Origin of the sequence: Pseudomonas sp. C5pp (assembly GCF_000814065.1) — a bacterium.
Lineage (GTDB): Bacteria > Pseudomonadota > Gammaproteobacteria > Pseudomonadales > Pseudomonadaceae > Aquipseudomonas > Aquipseudomonas asiatica.
Genome location: NZ_JWLN01000013.1, coordinates 113,652 through 133,980, shown reverse-complemented (window position 1 = coordinate 133,980; position 20,329 = coordinate 113,652). Strand labels below are relative to the sequence as shown.

The 20,329-nt window shown below is 64.2% G+C and carries 16 protein-coding genes and 1 pseudogene; 8 read left to right on the top strand and 9 right to left on the bottom strand.

The window, feature by feature from the left end; all coding sequences use genetic code 11:
- Positions 1–8: 8 nt before the first annotated feature.
- From RR51_RS13180 to pcaC, 3 genes are read left to right on the top strand one after another with little or no spacing between them, the layout of a single operon-like run.
- A complete protein-coding gene (locus RR51_RS13180; RefSeq protein WP_039613770.1) occupies positions 9–1,361 on the top strand; it encodes a 3-carboxy-cis,cis-muconate cycloisomerase in 1,353 nt (450 codons plus the stop codon).
- A gap of 11 nt (positions 1,362–1,372) precedes the next feature.
- On the top strand, positions 1,373–2,164 hold the full coding sequence (gene pcaD, locus RR51_RS13175; RefSeq protein WP_039613769.1) for a 3-oxoadipate enol-lactonase: 792 nt from the start codon (positions 1,373–1,375) through the stop codon (positions 2,162–2,164).
- A 10-nt stretch (positions 2,165–2,174) separates the two neighbouring features.
- Complete coding sequence (gene pcaC, locus RR51_RS13170; protein WP_013974040.1) at positions 2,175–2,567, top strand: 4-carboxymuconolactone decarboxylase; 393 nt, start codon at positions 2,175–2,177, stop codon at positions 2,565–2,567.
- Positions 2,568–2,694: 127 nt separating this feature from the next.
- On the opposite strand, the gene RR51_RS13165 is transcribed toward pcaC, so the two are convergent.
- The 6 genes and pseudogenes from RR51_RS13165 to ttgA form a co-directional block, all read right to left on the bottom strand.
- Positions 2,695–3,207, bottom strand: a complete 513-nt coding sequence (locus RR51_RS13165; RefSeq protein WP_013974039.1) for an Mpo1 family 2-hydroxy fatty acid dioxygenase — start codon at positions 3,205–3,207, stop codon at positions 2,695–2,697.
- Positions 3,208–3,433: 226 nt separating this feature from the next.
- Positions 3,434–3,580: pseudogene (locus tag RR51_RS29205) on the bottom strand (LysR family transcriptional regulator); the annotation flags it as partial.
- 86 nt (positions 3,581–3,666) lie between these two features.
- A complete protein-coding gene (locus tag RR51_RS13160; protein ID WP_024087690.1) occupies positions 3,667–4,923 on the bottom strand; it encodes an OprD family porin in 1,257 nt (418 codons plus the stop codon).
- 363 nt (positions 4,924–5,286) lie between these two features.
- Positions 5,287–6,744, bottom strand: coding sequence for an AdeC/AdeK/OprM family multidrug efflux complex outer membrane factor (locus RR51_RS13155; protein WP_039613768.1), 1,458 nt, complete (start codon positions 6,742–6,744; stop codon positions 5,287–5,289).
- The gene (gene ttgB, locus RR51_RS13150) at positions 6,741–9,893 is read right to left on the bottom strand and encodes a multidrug efflux RND transporter permease subunit TtgB (protein ID WP_013974036.1); all 3,153 of its coding nucleotides are present in this window, start codon (positions 9,891–9,893) and stop codon (positions 6,741–6,743) included. The genes RR51_RS13155 and ttgB overlap by 4 nt, the downstream gene beginning before the upstream one ends.
- A gap of 3 nt (positions 9,894–9,896) precedes the next feature.
- Positions 9,897–11,051 carry a toluene efflux RND transporter periplasmic adaptor subunit TtgA gene (ttgA, locus tag RR51_RS13145; RefSeq protein WP_013974035.1) on the bottom strand — a complete coding sequence of 385 codons (1,155 nt, stop codon included), beginning with the start codon at positions 11,049–11,051 and terminating at the stop codon, positions 9,897–9,899.
- A 258-nt stretch (positions 11,052–11,309) separates the two neighbouring features.
- Here ttgA and ttgR point away from each other — a divergent pair, with 258 nt between their 5' ends.
- Entirely contained in the window at positions 11,310–11,942 is a 633-nt protein-coding gene (ttgR, locus tag RR51_RS13140) for an efflux transport transcriptional regulator TtgR (RefSeq protein ID WP_013974034.1), read from the top strand.
- 253 nt (positions 11,943–12,195) lie between these two features.
- Here the strand turns inward: ttgR and RR51_RS13135 are convergent, their stop codons facing one another.
- The gene (locus RR51_RS13135) at positions 12,196–13,647 is read right to left on the bottom strand and encodes an MDR family MFS transporter (protein ID WP_039613767.1); all 1,452 of its coding nucleotides are present in this window, start codon (positions 13,645–13,647) and stop codon (positions 12,196–12,198) included.
- Between the two features lie 452 nt (positions 13,648–14,099).
- Here RR51_RS13135 and RR51_RS13130 point away from each other — a divergent pair, with 452 nt between their 5' ends.
- Entirely contained in the window at positions 14,100–14,969 is an 870-nt protein-coding gene (locus tag RR51_RS13130; protein ID WP_003259571.1) for an isocitrate lyase/PEP mutase family protein, read from the top strand.
- 25 nt (positions 14,970–14,994) lie between these two features.
- Here the strand turns inward: RR51_RS13130 and RR51_RS13125 are convergent, their stop codons facing one another.
- The gene (locus RR51_RS13125; protein ID WP_025340479.1) at positions 14,995–15,900 is read right to left on the bottom strand and encodes a LysR family transcriptional regulator; all 906 of its coding nucleotides are present in this window, start codon (positions 15,898–15,900) and stop codon (positions 14,995–14,997) included.
- A 103-nt stretch (positions 15,901–16,003) separates the two neighbouring features.
- Between RR51_RS13125 and RR51_RS13120 the strand changes: the two genes are divergently transcribed.
- Together RR51_RS13120 and RR51_RS13115 are read left to right on the top strand one after the other, a co-directional pair.
- Complete coding sequence (locus RR51_RS13120) at positions 16,004–16,879, top strand: MBL fold metallo-hydrolase (protein WP_039613766.1); 876 nt, start codon at positions 16,004–16,006, stop codon at positions 16,877–16,879.
- Between the two features lie 27 nt (positions 16,880–16,906).
- Positions 16,907–17,521: an NAD(P)-dependent oxidoreductase gene (locus RR51_RS13115; RefSeq protein WP_039613765.1), complete on the top strand. Its 615-nt coding sequence runs from the start codon at positions 16,907–16,909 to the stop codon at positions 17,519–17,521.
- A gap of 80 nt (positions 17,522–17,601) precedes the next feature.
- Here the strand turns inward: RR51_RS13115 and RR51_RS13110 are convergent, their stop codons facing one another.
- On the bottom strand, positions 17,602–18,495 hold the full coding sequence (locus RR51_RS13110; RefSeq protein WP_039613764.1) for a LysR substrate-binding domain-containing protein: 894 nt from the start codon (positions 18,493–18,495) through the stop codon (positions 17,602–17,604).
- Between the two features lie 114 nt (positions 18,496–18,609).
- Between RR51_RS13110 and RR51_RS13105 the strand changes: the two genes are divergently transcribed.
- Positions 18,610–20,247 (top strand): 5-guanidino-2-oxopentanoate decarboxylase, encoded by a 1,638-nt coding sequence (locus RR51_RS13105; protein ID WP_039613763.1) that lies wholly within the window; start codon positions 18,610–18,612, stop codon positions 20,245–20,247.
- The last annotated feature ends 82 nt before the right edge of the window (positions 20,248–20,329 follow it).

The window sequence follows — 20,329 nt, the reverse complement described above, 5'->3', positions numbered from 1 at the left end:
GACGTGGCATGACCAACCAACTGTTCGACGCCTACTTCACCGCACCGGCCATGCGCGAGATCTTCTCCGACCGTGGCCGCCTGCAGGGCATGCTCGATTTCGAGGCGGCGCTGGCGCGGGCCGAGGCTGCTGCCGGGCTGGTCCCGCATAGCGCTGTAGCGGCCATCGAGGCGGCGTGCCACGCCGAGCGCTATGACGTTGGCGCGCTGGCCAATGCCATCGCCACTGCTGGCAACTCGGCGATCCCGCTGGTGAAGGCGTTGGGCAAGGTGATTGCCAGTGGCGTGCCCGAAGCCGAGCGCTATGTGCACCTTGGCGCCACCAGCCAGGACGCGATGGACACTGGCCTGGTCCTGCAGCTGCGTGCTGCCCTCGACCTGATCGAAGCCGACCTCGGCAAGCTGGCCGATACCCTGTCCCGTCAGGCCTTGCAGCACGCCGACACGCCGCTGGTGGGGCGCACCTGGCTGCAGCACGCCACCCCGGTGACCCTTGGCATGAAACTGGCCGGTGTGCTGGGCGCCTTGACCCGTCATCGCCAGCGCTTGCAGGAGCTGCGCCCACGCTTGCTGGTGCTGCAGTTCGGCGGCGCCTCGGGCAGCCTGGCGGCTTTGGGCAGCAAGGCGATGCCGGTGGCCGAAGCCCTGGCCGAGCAGCTCAAGTTGACCCTGCCCGAGCAGCCTTGGCACACCCAGCGCGACCGCCTGGTGGAGTTTGCCTCGGTGCTGGGCCTGGTCGCTGGTAGCCTGGGCAAGTTCGGCCGCGATGTCAGCTTGCTGATGCAGACCGAGGCGGGCGAACTGTTCGAGCCTTCCGCGCCGGGCAAGGGTGGGTCTTCGACCATGCCGCACAAGCGCAACCCTGTCGGCGCCGCGGTGCTGATCGGCGCCGCGACCCGCGTGCCGGGGCTGGTCTCTACGCTGCTCGCCGCCATGCCCCAGGAGCATGAGCGCAGCCTCGGCCTGTGGCATGCCGAATGGGAAACCCTGCCGGACATCTGCTGCCTGGTCTCTGGTGCGCTGCGCCAGGCCCAGGTGATTGCCGAGGGCATGGAAGTGGATGCCGCGCGCATGCGCCGTAACCTCGACCTGACCCAGGGCCTGGTGCTGGCCGAAGCGGTGAGCATCGTCCTCGCCCAGCGCCTGGGCCGCGACCACGCCCATCACCTGCTGGAGCAGTGCTGCCAGCGCGCTGTGGCCGAACAGCGCCACCTGCGCACCGTGCTGGGTGAAGAACCGCAGGTCAGTGCCGAACTGTCCGCCGAAGAACTCGATCGCTTGCTCGACCCTGCCCATTACCTGGGCCAGGCCCGCGTCTGGGTGGCGCGCGCCGTGTCCGAACATCAACGCTTCACTGCCTGAAGGAGACCGCTGTGGCGCACTTGCAACTGGCCGATGGCGTTTTGAATTACCAGATCGATGGCCCGGAAAACGCTCCGGTGCTGGTCCTGTCCAACTCGCTGGGCACCGACCTGGGCATGTGGGACACGCAGATTCCACTGTGGAGCCAGCACTTGCGTGTGCTGCGCTACGACACCCGTGGCCACGGTGGGTCGTTGGTCACTGAAGGCCCCTACAGCATCGATCAGCTGGGCCGTGACGTGCTGGCCCTGCTCGATGGCCTGGATATCGCCAAGGCGCACTTCGTCGGCCTGTCGATGGGCGGCTTGATCGGCCAGTGGCTGGGCATCAACGCAGGCGAGCGCCTGCACAGCCTGACCCTGTGCAATACCGCCGCCAAGATCGCCAACGACGAGGTGTGGAACACACGTATCGACACCGTGCTCAAGGGCGGCCAGCAGGCCATGGTCGACCTACGCGATGCCTCCATCGCCCGCTGGTTCACCCCGGGCTTCGCCCAGGCCCAGCCAGCGCAGGCCCAGCGCATCTGCCAGATGCTGGCGCAAACCAGCCCGCAAGGTTATGCCGGCAACTGCGCGGCGGTGCGTGATGCCGATTACCGCGAGCAACTGGGCCGTATACAGGTGCCGGCGCTGATCGTTGCCGGTACCGAGGACGTGGTGACCACTCCGGAGCACGGCCGCTTCATGCAGGCCGGTATCGCGGGTGCCGAGTACGTCGACTTCCCGGCGGCGCACCTGTCCAACGTCGAGATCGGCGAGGCGTTCAGCCGCCGCGTGCTCGACTTCCTGCTGGCTCACTGAGGATACCGCCATGGACGAGAAACAACGTTACGACGCCGGCATGCAAGTACGCCGCGCAGTGCTTGGCGATGCCCACGTGGACCGCAGCCTGGAGAAGCTCAACGACTTCAACGGCGAGTTCCAGGAGATGATCACCCGCCACGCCTGGGGTGACATCTGGACTCGCCCTGGCCTGCCGCGCCATACCCGTAGCCTGATCACCATCGCCATGCTGATTGGCATGAACCGCAACGACGAGCTGAAGCTGCACCTGCGCGCGGCGGCCAACAACGGCGTGACCCGCGACGAGATCAAGGAAGTGCTGATGCAGAGCGCGATCTATTGCGGCATTCCGGCGGCCAATGCCACCTTCCACATGGCTGAGTCGGTGTGGGATGAGCTGGGTGTGGAGTCGCGTACCTGACCACTACGCGGTCCCTTGTAGGAGCGGCCTTGCGTCGCGATGGGCCGCGCAGCGGCCCCTAGGCTTCAGCTTCGCAGCCAATATTGCCGGGGCCGCTTCGCAGCCCTATCGCGACACAAGGCCGCTCCTACATAGAGCGCGCCACCACGGGCCCGGCGTTGGCCTCGACGGCGCGTTTCAGGGCCGGGCACAGGCCGAGCATGAATGCCGCTTCTGCCACCACGAACAACGGCCCGATGATCAATCCGCTGACATCGTCTACAAACGCCGGTTTGCGGCCTTCGTAGTAATGGCCGACGAACTGGATGATCCAGCCCACCACGAACGCCCCCAGCCCGGTGCCGAGCCACAGCGCTGTCGTCTGCATCGCCAGCACCTGGCCGACCCACAGGCATAGCCCAAGCAACAACCCCATCACCAGGCCGAAGCGCAGATCCAGGCGCAGGTAGAACCAGACCGAGGCCGCCGCCGCCGGCAGGGCAGGGGACAGCCACATGCCGGCTACCTCCCAGCCAGGGCGCGACAGCAGGATAGTGACCGCCAGCACGATCATCGGGATGCCGACGAAGTGGGTGGCGATGTTGCGTGGGTCGCGGTGGTAGCTGGCGTATTGGCTCAGGTGGTCGACGAGGGTTTTCATTGTTGTGCCTCCCTGGTTGCCTGATCGAGGTGTATTGCCTGTTCCGGCCTCTTCGCGGGTAAACCCGCTCCCACAGGGTCACCACAACTCCTGAGGGCTGCGCTGGACCTGTGGGAGCGGGTTTACCCGCGAAAGGGCCGGTACAGGCGACCGATATAGCTCAGGATAGCCCGCCCCTGCCACCATCATCAGCTCAGCGAATGGCAGCAGCCCGCACTGGTATATCCAGCCGCCGGGCATGTTGCAGCACCACCAGGCCTTCTGGGGTGGGCGGCTGGGCTTTGCTGGCGCGGTCGACCAGTGGGCAGCCGAAGCTGTGCTCCAGGCTCTGGATGGCACGGCTGAAGGCGGGTTGGGTGATGCCCATGGCCTCTTCGCGGGCACGCCCGCTCCCACAGGGACCGCACAGGTTTCAAGGCTGGTGTGGTCCTTGTGGGAGCGGGCGTGCCCGCGAAGAATTCAAAGCAGATTCAGCGGGTAACTCACGATCAACCGGTTCTCATCGAACGAGTTGGTGCTGAAGTCCCGGCGCATGGTGGAGTTGCGCCACTTCACCGACAGGTCCTTGAAGCTGCCCGACTGCACCACATAGGCCAACTCGGTTTCCCGCGCCCATTCCTTGCCATCGTCCACACCGCCTGCGGTCACGTTGTCACCCTTGATGTAGCGGTTCATCAGGGTCAGGCCTGGCACGCCGACGGTGGCGAAGTTGAAGTCATGGCGCACCTGCCAGGAGCGCTCCTTGGCGTTGTCGAAGCTGGAGTTGTAGCTGTCGTTTGCCAGGGTGCCGCCACTGGTGCCGTTCACCCGCATCCAGGCGTCGTCGCCGCTGACTTTCTGCAGGCCGACGTAGAAGGTGTGGCCCTGATAGCGTGCCGAGAGCATGGCCGAGGCGGTGCGGTTGTCCAGTTCGCCAGCGCGTTCGGCGCCGTCTTCCTTGCCGATGAAGTAGCCCAGGTTGGCGCCCAGGGTCCAGTCGCCCAGGGGTTGGCTGTGCACCAGGTTGAGGTACTGCTGGCGGTAGATATCCTTGAGCTGGGCATTCCACAGGCCGATCATGGTGCGCTTGTCGTTGAAGGTGTATTCGCCGCCGCCAAAGTTGAAACGGTCGGAGGTGAACGCTGCCTTGCCGTTCATCGACATGTCTTCCATGCTGGCGTCGTTGCGCGGGCTGTTGCCGCGGAACTGGCCGGCGTACAGGGTCAGGCCGGCGATTTCCTTCGAGGTCAGCTGGCCGCCGCGGAAGGTCTGCGGCAGCGAGCGGCCATCGTCCGAGCGCAGGATCGGCAGTACCGGCATCCACTCGCCCACTTTCAGCTCGGTTTCGGACAGCTTGGCTTTCAGTGCCACGCCCAGGCGGCCGAAGTCATCGGCGGGGCGGCCATCGTCGTGCACCGGCAGCAGGTGGGTATTGGTGGTGCCTTTGCCGCCATCGAGCTTGACCGAATATAGGCCCAGTACGTCCACGCCGAAACCGACGGTGCCCTGGGTAAAGCCGGAGCGGGCGTCGAGGATGAAGCTCTGCGTCCACTCTTCGGCCTTGGCCTGCGGGTGGGCCGGGTCGACGAAGTTGCGGTTGATGTAGAAGTTGCGCAGGTTGAGGGTGGCCTTGGCGTCCTCCAGGAAACCACCTTGGTCGGCGGCGAATACGGGGAGTGCGCAGGACATGGCCAACAGGCCGGGAAGCAGCTGGCGTGCGGGTTGCAAAGTGCTCATCTGTCGTGGATCTCTTGTTTTTATGGGCGAGCCGGTACGCTGCAGGATGCGGCCTGCAGGTGCGGGTCTTTTGGGATGAACCGGGGCAACGTTGCGTGGGGAGGATGGTGCGGGGTAGGGCTGGGGTGAGGCAATTCGCCACAAACGGAAACGGGCGATAATCGAACGGAATGTTCTGGTTGGTTAATTGTTCTCCTGCACTGGCCTCTTCGCGGGTAAACCCGCTCCCACAGGTACTGCACAGCCTTCAGCATTCATGCAAAACATTGTGGGAGCGGGTTCACCCGCGAAGAGGCCTGCACAGGCAACTGACAAACAAAAAGCCCACCGCTACAGGTGGGCTCTTTGCTATCACAGGGCTGATCAGCCTTTCGGTGCTTCCACCGCTGCCTGCTGGTTGTTGGCCTGCCCGGTCTGCTCGTACCAGCCACCGCCAAGTGCCTTGTACAGGTTGACCTCGCTGGTCAGCTGCGACAAGCGGTCACCGATCAGTGCCTGCTGGGCGCTGAACAGGTTGCGCTGGGCGTCGAGGAAGGTCAGGTTGCTGTCTATACCGATGCGATAGCGGCGCTCAGCCAGGCGGTAGTAGTCCTGGTTCGCCTGCACCAGGTCACGTTGCGCCTGCAGTTGCTCTTCGAAGGTCTTGCGCGCCGCCAGGCCATCGGAGACTTCCTGGAACGCGGTCTGGATGGTCTTTTCGTACTTGGCGACGTTGATGTCCTTCTGGATCTTCGAGTAGTCCAGGCTGGCCTTCAGGCTGCCGGCGTTGAAGATCGGCAGGTTGATCTGCGGCTGGAACAGCCAGGTGCCCTGGCCGCCCGAGAACAGGTGGCCCATGTCGGGGCTCAGGCTGCCGGCATTGGCGGTCAGGCTGATGCTCGGGAAGAACGCTGCGCGGGCCGCGCCAATGTTGGCATTGGCGGCCTTGAGCAGGTGCTCGGCTTCCTGGATGTCCGGGCGACGCTGGAGGATGTCCGACGGCAGGCCGGCCGGTACTTCGGCCAGTTGGTCGGCATTGAGCTCCAGCGGCTTGGCCAGGTCGGCGGGAATGCCGGTGCCCAGCAGCACGGTCAGGCTGTTGACGTCCTGGGCGACCAGGCGCTGGTACTGCGAGTACTTGACCCGGGCGCCTTCCACGGCGGTACGCGCCTGGCTGACGTCGAGTGCCGAGGCTACGCCGACTTCGTTGCTGCGACGGGTGAGGTTGTAGCTTTCCTCGTAGGTCTTCAGCGTTTCTTCGGTCAGCTTGAACAGCGCCTGGTCGGCCTGCCAGGTGTAGTAGGCGTTGGCCACGCTGGCCACCAGGCTGATCTGCGTGGAGCGACGCGCCTGCTCGCTGGACAGGTAGGTTTCCAGGGCCTGCTCGGTCAGGCTGCGCACGCGGCCGAACAGGTCCAGCTCATAGGCGCTGACGCCCAGGGTGGCCGAGTACTGGCTGGTGATGCCTGCCTCGCCCGTCTGCGACATGTTCGCCGGTACGCGCTGGCGGCTGCCGCTACCGTTGGCCGAAACCGCAGGGAACAGGTCGGCACGCTGGATGCGGTACTGCGCACGGTAGGCGTCGATGTTCAACGCGGCAACGCGCAGGTCGCGGTTGTTCACCAGCGCGGTCTGGATCAGCTGCTGCAAGGCCGGGTCGTGGAAGAACTGACGCCAGCCCTGTTCGGCGGCGGCAACCTCCGCCGACTGCGTCGGCGAGTAAGCCGGGCCTTGCGGCCACTGCGCAGCCACCGGCGATTCCGGGGTCTGGTAGTCAGGGATCAGCGAGCAGCCGCCAAGAATGAAAGCGGTTACTGCCAGGGACAACAAAGACTTGGTCATTGCCCAGCCTCATAACGTGGAGTTTCAGGGGTGACGTCTTTTTCCGGCTCTTTGCTGCCGAACAGTGACGACACTGCGACGAAGAACAGTGGTACCCAGAAGATAGCCAGCACGGTCGCACTGATCATGCCGCCGATCACGCCAGTACCGATGGCGTGCTGGCTGCCGGCGCCGGCGCCGCTGGCGATAGTCAACGGTACCACGCCGAGGATGAACGCCAGCGAGGTCATGATGATCGGGCGCAGACGCATGCGGCACGCCTCGATCGCCGCGTCGTACAGGCTGCGGCCTTGTTCGTGCAGTTCCTTGGCGAACTCGACGATCAGAATGGCGTTTTTCGCCGCCAGGCCGATGGTGGTCAACAGGCCGACCAGGAAGTACACGTCGTTGGACAACCCACGCATGCTGGTGGCGATCAGGGCACCGATGATACCCAGCGGTACTACCAGTACCACGGCGATCGGGATCGACCAGCTTTCGTACAGGGCTGCCAGGCACAGGAACACGAACAGTACCGAGAGGGCGAACAGTGCCGGCATCTGCGAACCGGAGAGTTTTTCCTCGTAGGACATGCCGGTCCAGGAGAAGCCGATGCCGCTTGGCAGTTCGCCAGCAATGCGCTCGACCTCGGCCATGGCTTCACCGGTACTGTAGCCCGGGGCCGGCGCACCGAGGATTTCCATTGCCTCGACGCCGTTGTAACGCGACAGCTTCGGCGAACCGTAGGTCCATTCGCCCTTGGCGAAGGAGGAGAACGGCACCATTTCGCCGGCGCCATTGCGCACGTACCACTTCTGCAGGTCTTCCGGGCTCATCCGCGCGTTCGGCTCGCCCTGGATGTACACCTTCTTGACCCGGCCACGGTCGATGAAGTCGTTGACGTAGCTGGCACCCAGGGCAATCGACAGGGTGTTGTTGATGTCGGCGATGGTCACGCCCAGGGCGCTGGCACGCTCGTCATCGATGGTCAGCTGGTACTGCGGCTCGTCGTTCAGGCCGTTCGGGCGCACGGCGCTGAGGATCTTGCTCTGCGCGGCCTTGGCCAAGAACTGGTTGCGCGCTTCCATCAGCTTGGCATGGCCGACACCGCCGCGGTCCTGCAGGAACACGTCGAAGCCGGTGGCGTTACCCAGTTCGAGCACCGCAGGCGGGGCAAAGGCGAACACCATCGCATCGCGGAAGGTGAAGAAGTGTTGCTGGGCGCGCTGGGCAAGGGCGAACACGCTGTTTTCCTTGGAGCGTTCATCCCACGGCTTGAGCATGATGAATGCCATACCCGAGCTCTGGCCACGGCCGGCGAAGTTGAAGCCGTTGACGGTGAAAACCGAAGCCACGGTGTCGGCCTCTTCGCTGAGCAGGTACTCACGCATCTGGTCGACCACCACCTGGGTGCGCTCGGCACTGGAGCCGGCCGGGGTCTGTACCTGGGCGAACAATACGCCCTGGTCTTCTTCCGGCAGGAACGCGGTAGGGATGCGGGCGAACAGCCAGATCATGCCGACCACGATCAGCGCGTAGGCCAGCAGGAACGGTACCTTGTTGCGCAGGATGGTGCCCACGCTGCGCTCGTAGCCGGTTACGCTGCGGTCGAAGTTGCGGTTGAACCAGCCAAAGAAGCCGCGCTTGGCCACATGGTGCTCGCCCTTCTTCAGCGGCTTGAGCATGGTGGCGCACAGGGCCGGGGTGAAGATGAGCGCCACCAGCACCGACAGGCCCATGGCCGAAACGATGGTGATGGAGAACTGCCGGTAGATCACACCCGTGGAGCCGCCGAAGAACGCCATGGGCAGCAGTACCGCCGACAGCACCAGGGCGATACCCACCAGGGCACCCTGGATCTGCTCCATCGAGCGCTTGGTCGCTTCCTTGGGCGGCAAGCCTTCCTCGGACATCACCCGCTCGACGTTCTCCACCACGACGATGGCGTCGTCCACCAGCAAACCGATGGCCAGGACCATGGCGAACATGGTCAGGGTGTTGATGCTGAAGCCGGCAGCGGCAAGGATGCCGAAGGTACCCAGCAACACAACCGGTACGGTCATGGTGGTGATGATGGTGGCGCGGAAGTTCTGCAGGAACAGGTACATCACCAGGAACACCAGGACCACGGCTTCGATCAGGGTGTGGATAACGCCACTGATCGATTCGGTGACCACCGGGGTGGTGTCATACGGGAATACCGCTTTCACCCCAGGCGGGAAGAACGGTTCCAGGTCAGCGATGGTCTGGCGCAGGGCCTTGGCGGTGTCCAGGGCGTTGGCACCGGTAGCCAGTTTAACTGCCAGGCCGGAGGCCGGCTTGCCGTTGAACTGGGCGCTGACGGCATAGTTTTCACCACCGAGGCCAACCTGGGCGACATCACCCAGACGCACCTGCGAACCGTCGCTGTTGACCTTGAGCAGGATCTTTTCGAACTGCTCGGCAGTCTGCAGGCGGGTCTTGCCGATGATGGTGGCGTTCAGCTGGGTACCCGGCATGGCCGGCAGGCCGCCGAGCTGGCCGGAGGATACCTGCACGTTCTGCGCGGCCACGGCGGTCTTGACGTCGACCGGGGTCAGCTGGAACTTGTTCAGCTTGGCCGGATCGAGCCAGATACGCATGGCGTACTGCGCACCGAACACCTGGAAGTCACCCACACCCGCGGTACGCGAGATCGGGTCCTGCATGTTGGAGACGATGTAGTTGGCCAGGTCGTCCTTGGTCATGCTGCCGTCTTCGGACACCAGGCCGATCACCAGCAGGAAGTTCTTCACTGCCTTGGTGACGCGGATACCTTGCTGCTGCACTTCCTGCGGCAGCAGCGGGGTGGCCAGGTTCAGCTTGTTCTGCACCTGCACCTGCGCGGTGTCTGGGTTGGTGCCCTGCTCGAAGGTGGCGGTAATGGTCATGCTGCCGTCGGAGTTACTTTCCGACGACACATAACGCAGGTTGTCGATACCGTTGAGCTGCTGCTCGATCACCTGTACCACGGTGTCCTGCACGGTTTGCGCCGAGGCGCCCGGGTAGGTCACGGCGATGGCGATGGCCGGCGGCGCGATGCTGGGGTACTGGTTGATCGGCAGCTTCAGGATCGACAAGGCGCCGACCAGCATGATCACCAAGGCGATCACCCAGGCGAAGATCGGGCGATCGATAAAGAACTTCGACATGGTTTACTCCGCTTTGGCGTCTGCTTTCGCCGCGTTGGCCTGAACAGGGCTGGCCGGCTTCTTGACGTTGGTGGCTTCGCTGACCTTGACCTCGACGCCCGGGCGCACGTACTGCAGCCCTTCGGTGATCAGGCGGTCACCCGGGTTCAGGCCTTCCTCGATCAGCCAGTCGCTGCCCAAGGTACGGTTGGCCTTGAGCTGGCGCAGTTCGACCTTGTTCTCCTGGTTGACCACCAGCGCGGTCGGCGCGCCTTTCAGGTCGCGGGTCACGCCCTGTTGCGGGGCCAGGATGGCGTTGGCGTTGACCCCGGCCTTGAGCCGCGCATGCACGAACATGCCTGGCAGCAGGGTGTGATCGGGGTTGGGGAAGAGGGCGCGCAGGGTGACCGAGCCGGTGGTCTCGTCGACCGCGACTTCGGAGAACTCCAGGCGGCCTTCCTGCTTGAACAGGCTGCCGTCTTCCAGCACCAGCTGCACCGAGGCGGCGTTGTCGCCGGCTTTCTGCAGCTGGCCGCTTTCCAGGTCACGGCGCAGCTTGAGGAGTTCGGCGGTGGACTGGGTGACGTCGACGTAGATCGGGTCGAGTTGCTGGATGGTAGCCATGGCGTTGGCCTGGCCATTGCTCACCAGTGCACCTTCGGTGAACGAAGAACGGCCGATACGGCCGCTGATCGGTGCCAGGACCTTGGTGTAGCGCAGGTCGATCTGCGCGCTTTTGAGCGAAGCCTCGGCCTGCAATCGTTTGGCATTGGCGTCGTCGTATTCCTGCTTGGAGACAGCCTGTTCGTCGATCAGCTGCTTGTAGCGCTCGGCCAGCGAGCGGGTGGCCTGCAGGTTGGCCTGGGCATTGGCCAGGTTGGCTTCGTACACGGCAGGGTCGATCTGGTACAGCTGCTGGCCTTCCTTGACCTCACTGCCTTCCTTGAACAGGCGCTTGAGGATGATGCCGTTGACCTGCGGGCGCACTTCGGCGACGCGGTAGGCAGTAGTACGCCCCGGCAATTCCGAGGTCAGGGTGAAGGCTTGGGGCTGGATGGTCACGACGCCGACCTGAGGAGCCTGCGCCGCTGGCGCTGCTTCTTCTTTCTTACAGCCACTGAGCAGGGTTGCCAGGGCGACGGCGGAAACCAGAGCGGTAACGGCTGGCTTGAATTGCATGAGGATCCTCGGGTCGCTGGAGCTGGGAGACGCTCAAGAGTAATGGAAGAGTCTTGATCTGGAAAAATTGCTATCCGGTGGATAAATAGCTTGCTAAGGAATATACTTACATTCATGGTTGTTTGTAAATACCGCTGGGTTGTACTCGGGTACTGCCACAGCTCTTGATTAGCTCCCCCGCGAGGCACCCTGCAGAGGTGCCCCCGGAGTGTTCCCCGCACGCGCCGCGCGTTCGGGGCAGATGAGGTTTGTACTGCCATGGTCCGTCGAACCAAAGAAGAAGCCCAGGAAACCCGCGCCCAGATCATCGAGGCGGCGGAAAAGGCCTTCTACAAGCGCGGGGTTGCGCGAACCACCCTGGCCGACATCGCCGAACTGGCGGGTGTGACGCGAGGAGCGATCTACTGGCACTTCAACAACAAGGCCGAGTTGGTGCAGGCGTTGCTCGACAGCCTGCATGAAACCCATGACCACCTGGCGCGGGCGAGCGAAAGCGAGGACGAAGTGGACCCGCTTGGCTGCATGCGCAAGCTGTTGCTGCAAGTGTTCAACGAGCTGGTGCTCGATGCCCGAACCAGGCGTATCAACGAAATCCTGCATCACAAGTGCGAGTTCACCGATGACATGTGTGAAATTCGCCAGCAGCGCCAGGCTGCTGTGCTGGATTGCCACAAGGGCATCACCCTGGCGTTGGCCAATGCCGTGCGTCGGGGCCAGTTGCCAGGCGAGCTTGATGTCGAGCGCGCGGCGGTGGCCATGTTCGCCTATGTCGATGGCCTGATCGGGCGCTGGCTGTTGCTGCCTGACAGTGTCGATTTGTTGAAAGATGTCGAAAAATGGGTCGACACCGGGCTGGATATGCTGCGCTTGAGCCCGGCTCTGCGCAAATGACACTTTGTTAAGGATTGTGAGGGAGTGTTACCCCTTTGTGTTAATGGGGGATTAATGCATTTCGGAAATGCTCAGCTGTGCAGGTTCTGCCGGCGCGCCGAGATCTCTGTGGGAGCGGGTTTACCCGCGAACACCGGCGAAGCCGGTGCCATTCACCGCGCTGCCTTCTTCGCGGGTGAACCCGCTCCCACAGGGATCGCACAAGATGCAGGTTTGCAGCAAGGCAGCAGCCCACACAACGGTGCGGCCGACTTCAGCGTCCGCGCAGTTGCCGGTCGGGCAATGCAAGCGCTGCAAACAGTCCCAGCACAGCTACCCCGGCACTCCCCATCAGCAAATGCTGGAACGTTTCCAGCAACCGCCCCTGTGTCACCAGGTTCACTTCACCGGCCTTCAGGCTCCCCAGCAACGGATTACCCAGCGACTCGAACCCGCCCTGGTGCAGCAGCGCCAGCAGCAGGCTGGACATGCAGGCCACCCCCATGGCCCCACCTAGCGAGCGGAACAGGTTGGTGGTGCTGGTGGCCACGCCGATGTCCTTGCTGTCCACCGCGCTTTGCGTGCCTACCAGCGAGGTCGGGAACTGCAGCCCGCAAGCGATGCCGGTCAGCAGCATGAACAGTGCACTGAGCAAGACCGACTGCGGCGGGGTCAGCGCCATGGCGAAAATGGCCAGTGGCATCAGCAGTGCGCCGGCCAGGATCTGCGGCTTGTAGCGCCCGGTCAGGCTGGTCATGCGCCCGCCGGTGAAGGCGCCCATGGGCAGCCCCATCACCAGCGGCAGGAGGTGCAAGGCAGCGCTGTCGGCGCCGGCACCGGTGATGCCCTGGTAGCGCAACGGCATGAGCATGGTCAGGGAGATCGACTGGAAGCTTGCGAAGAAGATCACGCCCCAGCACAGCACCGCCACGCGATTGCCGAACAGACCGAGCGGCAGCAGCGGCTCCGGGCAGCGGCGCTCATGGGCGATGAACAGCATCAAGCCCAGCGCGGCGCAGGCGAACAAGGCCAGCACGGCCGGGTCGACCCAGGCGTGGCCCTGGCCGACCAGGGTAATGCCCAGCAACAGGCTACCCAGGCCGAGAATCAGCAACACGGCGCCCAGGTAGTCCACCTGCGCCTCGCGGCGCTGCGCCGGCATGCCGCCGAGGGCGCGGCGGATCGCCCACAGTGCAACCAGCCCCAGAGGCAGGTTGATCCAGAACACCCAGCGCCATGACAGGTATTCGGTCAACCAGCCGCCCAGCACCGGGCCGGCGACACTGGCCACCGCGTACATGCTGCTGAAGTATCCCTGGTAGCGGCCGCGCTCCCGTGGGGGTACGAAGTCGCCGATGATCGCCTGGCTCACCGAGACCATGCCACCGGCACCAATGCCCTGCAGTACCCGGGCCAGCACCAGTTGCTGCATGTCCTGGGCCAGGGCGCAGGCGATCGAGGCCAGGGTGAACAGGCTGATGCCGGTGAGGATCATCCTGCGCCGCCCGTACAGGTCGCCCAGCTTGCCGTAGATCGGCACTGCGACGGTCATCGCCACCATGTAGCCGGAGATGACCCAGGCCAGCAGGCCGACATCGTTGAACTGCGCCGAGATCGCCGGCAGCGAGACGGCAACGATGGTCTGGTCCAGGGCGCCGAGGAAGATCGCCAGCATCAGGGCGGTGAGCACGTTGCGCAGGGTGGTGGGGGGCAGGGCGGCGGTCACGGGGATACCTTGTATGACGGTGGCGGCCTTCTTCGCGGGTAAACCCGCTCCCACAGGTCCGGTGTCGCTCCTGAGGACGGCGCGGTCCCTGTGGGAGCGGGTTTACCCGCGAAGAGGCCAGCATGAAGTCCCCGAATTGTAACCTGAGTTAGGTAGCTTCCTATCCACTATCTGCATCCCCTATGCAAGATCGGCATTGGCGCATTCATTCAGTGCTGCATGGCTGCGTGATATCGTTGGTATGCCACAGAGGCTGAAAATCGGGGCTTTGCACCAGCTTGGTGCAACATTATGCCGCAGGTTTTTGCGCCGCTGTCTCCCACACCTTTTATTCCTCTGCCTGCATGTCGAGCATGACCGCCCAGATGGCGACGGTTGGAACAGGCCAGGTAGACCCGATTACAGGGGTCGGTAGTTACCGTTCTAATTTCAACTTATTTTGCGGAGTGATCATGCCCAAGGCTTCCCATCAAGATCTGCGTTTTGCCTTCCGCGAGCTGCTCGCTTCAGGTTCCTGTTATCACACCGCATCGGTATTCGACCCGATGTCGGCACGCATTGCCGCAGACCTGGGCTTCGAGGTCGGCATCCTCGGTGGCTCCGTCGCTTCGCTTCAGGTACTGGCTGCACCGGACTTCGCCCTGATCACCCTCAGCGAGTTCGTCGAGCAGGCCACCCGTATTGGTCGCGTGGCACAACTGCCGGTGCTGGCTGACGCCGACCACGGCTATGGCAACGCGCTGAACGTCATGCGCACGGTCATCGAACTGGAGCGCGCCGGCGTGGCTGCGCTGACCATCGAGGACACCCTGCTACCTGCCCAGTTCGGGCGCAAGTCCACCGACCTGATCCCGGTTGAAGAGGGCGTCGGCAAGATCCGTGCGGCGCTGGAGGCGCGGGTCGATTCGTCGCTGTCGATCATTGCCCGGACCAACGCTGGCGTGCTCACCACCGAAGAAATCATCGTGCGTACCCAGAGCTACCAGAAGGCCGGGGCCGACGGCATCTGCATGGTGGGAGTGAAGGACTTCGAACAACTCGAGCAGATTGCCGAGCACCTGACGGTGCCACTGATGCTGGTGACCTACGGCAACCCGAACCTGCGTGACGACGAGCGCCTGGCACGCCTGGGCGTGCGCATCGTCGTCGATGGTCACGCGGCCTACTTTGCCGCCATCAAGGCCACCTACGATTGCCTGCGGCTGCAGCGCGGCCAGCAGAACAAGTCGGAAAACCTCAGCGCCACCGAACTCTCGCACACCTACACCCAGCCAGAGGACTACATCCGCTGGGCGAAGGAGTACATGAGCGTCGAGGAGTGACAGTGCCATTCCTGCAGGAGCGGCATTACAAGTCCTGATCCCACTCCGGTTCGTCCTTGAACCGCTGCACCAGAAAATCCAGCATGCTGCGCAAGGTCGCCGGCATGTGCTTGCGTGAGGTGTACACCGCATTCAGGTTCAGCTCGCGTGGCCTGGCTTCGGGCAGCAGGCGCACCAGTTCACCCCGGCGCAGGGCCTCTGCGGCCTGGTAGGTCGGCAGCATGGCGATACCTGCGCCGGCCAGCGCCGCTTTCTGCAGTGTCATCGCCTCGTTGGCACTGATGTTCCCCGCCACTGGCACGGCGACTTGCTGGCCGGCTACCTCGAAATGCCACAGGCTGTGGCCGAAGTAGGCATGTGTCAGGCAGTTGTGCCGGCTCAGTTCCTCGACCCGTTGCGGCGTGCCGTGCTCGCGCAGGTAGGCCGGTGCCGCACACACTGCCGAGCGGCATACGCTCAGGCGCCGGGCGATCAGGTTAGGGTCCAGGTCATTGCTGGTGCGGATGGCCAGGTCGATGCGCTCGTCCACCAGGTTGACCGTGCGATCGAGCATCTGCAGTTCCACCTTCACCCCGGGGTAGCGCCGGACGTAGGCGGCCACTGCATCCACCAGCTGGGCCTGGCCGAACGAGGTGCTGACGCTGATGCGCAGCGCGCCCTTGGGCGCGTCATCCGGCTGCTGCACCGCGGCCTGCAGGTCGCCAGCCAGTTCCAGCAATTGCCGGCAGCGGGGCAGGGTTTCCTGGCCGGCGGCGGTGAGGCTGAGCTTGCGTGTGGTGCGCTGCATCAACCGTGCGCCAACCCAGTCCTCCAGCTCTGCCAGGTAGCGCGAAACCACCGGCCGGGACAGTTGCAGATGATCCGCCGCCGCCGACTGGCTACCCAGGTCGACGACGGTGACGAAAACGCGCATGGCGTTGAGACGGTCCATGATTTGCCCGGTTTCAGAAACAAACTATGTTCGAGCATCGCATTTTTTGTCACGGATTGGGCAACTAAGCTGTTGGGCATTGTTCATCTGACGGGCGTTTGCGATGTCTCTTTTCACTCCTCTGCGTGGCCTGCTGCTGGCCTGTGTGACCCTGGCCGGCCCGGCGCTGGCTGCCGACCCCTTGCGGCTGGAGGTTTACAACCCCGGGCATGAGGCGATCTTCCCGGTCAGTTCGGTGATCGTCAGCGGCGAGCACGACGCCATCCTCGTCGATGCCCAGTTCGGCAAGGCGCAGGCCGAGCAGCTGGTGCAGCGCCTGCGGGCAGGCGGCAAGCAGCTGACCACTATCTACATCAGCCATGGCGACCCGGACTACTACTTCGGCCTGGATACCCTGACCCAGGCCTTCCCGGACGCCAAGGTGCTGGCGTCGGCCGCCACGGTTGCCCATATCCGCCAGACCATGGATGCCAAGCTGGCCTACTGGGGCCCGCAGATGGGCACGGACAAGCCAGCGCGACTGGTGCTGCCGCAGGTGCTCGAAGGCAACCGCCTGACGCTGGAAGGGCAGGCCCTCGAGGTGGTCGGCCTGGACGGCCCGCAACCTGACCGCAGTTTTGTGTGGATCCCGTCGATCAAGGCGGTGGTCGGTGGCGTGGTGGTGTCGGAGAACATTCATGTATGGATGGCCGACACGCAAACGGCCAAGTCCCACGCCGACTGGCTCGGCACCCTGGCGCACATCGAAGCGCTGGCGCCGCGCACGGTCATACCCGGGCATTACCTGGGGGACAGCAGCCGATCGCTGCAGGCCGTGCGTTTCACGGCGAACTACATTCGTGATTTCGATGCCGAGACCGCCAAGGCGAAAGACGCCGGTGCGTTGATCGCGGCGATGAAGCGACGTTACCCGAGCCTGGCCGATGAAAGCTCGCTGGAGCTGGGGGCCAAGGTCGCCAAGGGCGAGATGAAGTGGTAATTCCGTTCAACTGATGGAGAGTATCCCATGAGCAAGATTGCAATCATCGGTGCCACTGGCCGCGCTGGCAGCCAGTTGCTGGAAGAGGCCCTGCGCCGTGGCCACAGTGTGCTGGCCATCGCCCGCGACCCATCGCGGTTGCAGGGGCGGGAGGGGGTGACCGTCAAGGCGCTGGATGCCAAGGACAGCGCAGCCCTGCAAGCGGCGGTCGCGGGTGTGGATGCGGTGCTGAGTGCGGCGCATTTCTCGACCATCGAGCCACACGCCATCATCGAGCCAGTCAAACGGGCCGGGGTCAGGCGCCTGCTGGTGGTGGGGGGGGCCGGCAGCCTGTTGCTGCCGTCTGGGCATCGGGTGATCGACAGCCCGGACTTCCCCGAGGCATACAAGGCCGAGGCCACTGCCGGAGTGCGTTTCCTGGAAGCGTTGCAACGGCAGCCGAACCTGGACTGGACCTTCCTGTCGCCGTCGGCGGAGTTCGTTGAAGGTGAGCGCAGCGGGCATTACAAGCTGGGCAAGGATCATCTGTTGATCGGCGCGGATGGCAAGAGCTGGATCACCTTTGCCGATTACGCGATTGCCATGCTCGACGAACTGGAAAAGCCGGCGCATTCGCGGCAGCGTTTCACTGTCGGCTATTGAGTCGCCTGCTTCGCGGGCACGCCCGCTCCCACAGGTACTGCACCGATTTCGATGCCGGTGTATTACTTGTGGGAGCGGGTTTACCCGCGAAGGGGCCCTTGCAGACTGGCCCGATCCTCCAGCCAATCCAGCAACTCCCCCAACCCCGCCGGCAAGCTCTTGGCCTGGCTCACCAGGTAATACCCCTTGCCGGTCATCACCTTCAGCGCAAACGGCATGCACAACCGCCCCCCGCGCAAGTCATCGCCGATCAGCGACCAGTCGCCGATGGCCACGCCGGTGCCCTGCGAGGCCATGGCCATCGCCATGTCCAGCGTCTCGAAATGCTGCTTCGGACCTTGAATGGCCAGCGTTGCCCCGGCTGCCTGCAGCCACAGCTGCCAGTCATGCTCATTCCGCGAGGGGTGCAGCAGCATGTGTCGCGCCAGGTCCTCGACCTGCTGCAACGGCACCGGCCCCTCGCGCAGTGACGGCGCGCACACCGGCGTCAACTGCTCATCGAACAGCTTGCGCACGCGCAGCCCGTGGTTCGGCGCATCGCCATACACCACCGCCGCATCGAAACCCTCGCGGCGAAAGTCCACTCCATGTTGCACCGTGGTGGTCAGCTCCACCGGTACATCCGGGCGTAGCGCCTGCCATTCCATCAGGCGTGGCAGCAGCCAGCGCATCACGCAGGTCGGTGCCTTGAGCTGTAACGTAGCGCTGCGCCCACCCACCTCGCGCACCCCTTGTTCAATCAGCGCAAATACCTGTTGCACCCTTGGCAGCCAGTCCTGGCCTTCACGGGTCAGGCTCAACCCACGGGCCTGGCGCTGGAACAAGGCATAGCCCAGATGCTCTTCGAGGGCCGCGATCTGTCGGCTGACGGCGCCCTGGGTGATATGCAACTGCTGCCCGGCACGGGTGAAATTGCAGTGCTGGGCGGTGACCAGGAAGGTATGCAGGGCGGGCAGGGGCGGGAGGCGTTTCATTGTGCTGAGCCATGATTGCAGAACATGGCTAGTATGTGTTTTTTTGCATTGTGGCGATAGCCGTGGCTGGGTCCAATAGGGGCATAACCCAACCAAGATTCACGGTGAAACCCAATGGCGACCTGCGGCGAAGTACTGGTAAAACTCCTTGAAGGCTATGGCGTTGACCATGTCTTCGGCATTCCTGGTGTACATACCGTGGAGCTCTACCGCGGCCTGGCCGGCTCGTCCATCCGCCATGTCACCCCGCGCCACGAGCAGGGGGCCGGGTTCATGGCCGACGGCTATGCGCGGACCCGCGGCAAACCGGGGGTGTGCTTCATCATCACCGGCCCGGGCATGACCAACATCACCACCGCCATGGGCCAGGCCTATGCCGACTCGATCCCGATGCTGGTGATTTCCAGCGTGCAATCCCGCGACCAGCTGGGCGGTGGCCGTGGCAAGCTGCATGAGTTGCCCAACCAGGCCGCGCTGGTGTCGGGTGTGGCGGCGTTTTCCCACACCCTGATGAGTGCCGATGACCTGCCGCAGGTGCTGGCTCGGGCATTCGCCGTGTTCGAAGGCGCCCGACCGCGCCCGGTGCATATCGAGATACCGCTCGACGTGCTGGTCGAACCGGCCGATCACCTGCTGCCGGGGCGCGTGGTGCGCAGTAGCCGGGCAGGGGCAGCGCCGCAGGCCGTGGCGCAGATGGCCGAGCGCCTGGCCAATGCAAGGCGGCCATTGATCCTGGCCGGGGGCGGCGCATTGGCCGCGGGCGCTGCGCTGGCGCGCCTGGCCGAACACCTGCAGGCGCCGGTGGCGCTGACTATCAATGCCAAGGGGCTGCTGCCGGCCAGCCACCCGCTGCAGATTGGCTCGACCCAGTCACTGCCTGCCACGAGGGCGCTGGTGGCCGAGGCCGATGTGGTGCTGGCGATCGGTACCGAACTGGCCGAAACCGACTATGACGTCACCTTCAAAGGTGGCTTCGAGATCCCGGGCAGCCTGTTGCGCATTGACATCGACCCGGACCAGACCGTGCGCAATTACCTGCCGACGCTGTCGCTGGTGGCCGATGCCGAACTGGCCGCCGAGGCGCTGCTCGGTGCCTTGCAGGCGCTGCCGCAACCCGTGCGTGAAAGCACGTGGGGCGCGGCCCGTGTGGCCAAGCTGCGCCAGGCACTGGCGGCGGGTTGGGACCAGCCGATCCTGAGCCAGACGCGTTTGCTGAATGCAATTATCGAGCGCCTGCCCAATGCCATTCTGGTTGGCGATTCGACTCAGCCGGTATACACCGGCAACCTGACCCTGGACATGGACCAGCCACGCCGTTGGTTCAACGCCTCGACCGGCTACGGCACCTTGGGTTACGCATTGCCGGCTGCCATGGGCGCCTGGCTGGGCAGCGCGGAGCAGGTCGCTGAGCGTGCCCCTGCGGTGTGCCTGATTGGTGATGGCGGTCTGCAGTTCACCTTGCCGGAGCTGGCCAGCGCGGTGGAAGCGCAGGTGCCGTTGATCGTGCTGCTGTGGAACAACCAGGGGTACGAGGAAATAAAGAAGTACATGCTCAACCGGGCCATCGAGCCGGTCGGGGTGGATATCCATACGCCGGACTTCATCGGTGTGGCGCGGGCCCTGGGCGCGGCGGCGGAGCAGGTGGCAGATGTGGCGCAGCTGCAGGTGGCGTTGGGGCAGGCAGTGGAGCGCAAGGGGCCGACCTTGATCCAGGTTGACCAGAATCAGTGGCAGAGGGCTGTGTTGGGTTGAAGTGAAGCTGTTGTCTGTACCGGCCCTTTCGCGGGTAAACCCGCTCCCACAGGTAGTGCACAGTTTTCAGTATCTGTGCAAA

Coding starts and splice junctions, on each gene's coding strand:
- RR51_RS13180 (WP_039613770.1), top strand. CDS start 9: ATGACCAACCAACTGTTCGACGCCTACTTCACCGCACCGGCCATGCGC.
- pcaC (WP_013974040.1), top strand. CDS start 2,175: ATGGACGAGAAACAACGTTACGACGCCGGCATGCAAGTACGCCGCGCA.
- RR51_RS13165 (WP_013974039.1), bottom strand. CDS start 3,207: ATGAAAACCCTCGTCGACCACCTGAGCCAATACGCCAGCTACCACCGC.
- RR51_RS13160 (WP_024087690.1), bottom strand. CDS start 4,923: ATGAGCACTTTGCAACCCGCACGCCAGCTGCTTCCCGGCCTGTTGGCC.
- RR51_RS13155 (WP_039613768.1), bottom strand. CDS start 6,744: ATGACCAAGTCTTTGTTGTCCCTGGCAGTAACCGCTTTCATTCTTGGC.
- ttgB (WP_013974036.1), bottom strand. CDS start 9,893: ATGTCGAAGTTCTTTATCGATCGCCCGATCTTCGCCTGGGTGATCGCC.
- ttgA (WP_013974035.1), bottom strand. CDS start 11,051: ATGCAATTCAAGCCAGCCGTTACCGCTCTGGTTTCCGCCGTCGCCCTG.
- ttgR (WP_013974034.1), top strand. CDS start 11,310: ATGGTCCGTCGAACCAAAGAAGAAGCCCAGGAAACCCGCGCCCAGATC.
- RR51_RS13130 (WP_003259571.1), top strand. CDS start 14,100: ATGCCCAAGGCTTCCCATCAAGATCTGCGTTTTGCCTTCCGCGAGCTG.
- RR51_RS13125 (WP_025340479.1), bottom strand. CDS start 15,900: ATGGACCGTCTCAACGCCATGCGCGTTTTCGTCACCGTCGTCGACCTG.
- RR51_RS13120 (WP_039613766.1), top strand. CDS start 16,004: ATGTCTCTTTTCACTCCTCTGCGTGGCCTGCTGCTGGCCTGTGTGACC.
- RR51_RS13115 (WP_039613765.1), top strand. CDS start 16,907: ATGAGCAAGATTGCAATCATCGGTGCCACTGGCCGCGCTGGCAGCCAG.
- RR51_RS13110 (WP_039613764.1), bottom strand. CDS start 18,495: ATGAAACGCCTCCCGCCCCTGCCCGCCCTGCATACCTTCCTGGTCACC.
- RR51_RS13105 (WP_039613763.1), top strand. CDS start 18,610: ATGGCGACCTGCGGCGAAGTACTGGTAAAACTCCTTGAAGGCTATGGC.